Here is a 606-nt window from a genome sequence, read left to right on the forward strand (position 1 = left end):
CCCCGATTTGCTGTCGAACATTGCGATGCGGGACCCGAAACAGGCGCGGTCGGCGTTGGCGTTGCTCGATTTTCTCAATGCGACGGGCGCAAAATCGGTGCTGTTCGACGTGACGCTGAACGGCTTTGGCCGGTCGCGGACGCCGCTCAAGCTGGCGTTCGAGCCGCCCTTCCTTGCGATGACGTTGGCGGTCGCGGCGGCGGTGCTGCTCGCCGGCATCCAGGCGACCGCGCGGTTCGGCGCGCCACGGCGGCGCGAGCGCGCGATTGCGTTCGGCAAGACCGCGCTGATCGACAATGCCGCCGCTTTGGTCCGCAAGGCGCGGCGGCAAGGTGCGTTGGGCGCGCGCTATGTCGATCTGGTGCGCGAGCGCGCGGTGGGTGTGTTCGGGGTGCCCGCGCGGCTGCGCGATGGCGCGCTCGATGCCGTCGCCCATCGCCGCGACCTCGCGGCGGATGGCCTGGCCGACCGTCACCATGGAATCGGCGGCCGAGCCTTCCGGCTCGGAGAAGCGAATCGCCACCTGGGCCATGGCCTGCGCGATCATGCGCATCTCCTGGCCGCGCCAGACGAGGCTGGCGAGGAAATAGAACAGCATGACGGGCG

The 606-nt window shown here is 69.6% G+C and carries 1 protein-coding gene; it reads left to right on the plus strand.

The features are described from left to right. Positions 1 to 606, plus strand: a 606-nt coding sequence (locus AACY52_RS29360) for a hypothetical protein (RefSeq protein ID WP_339561227.1), incomplete at both ends; no start/stop codon positions are given.

This window comes from Pseudomonas sp. EA_65y_Pfl1_P113 (assembly GCF_963970525.1).
In the GTDB taxonomy this organism is placed as follows: domain Bacteria; phylum Pseudomonadota; class Gammaproteobacteria; order Pseudomonadales; family Pseudomonadaceae; genus Aquipseudomonas; species Aquipseudomonas tritici.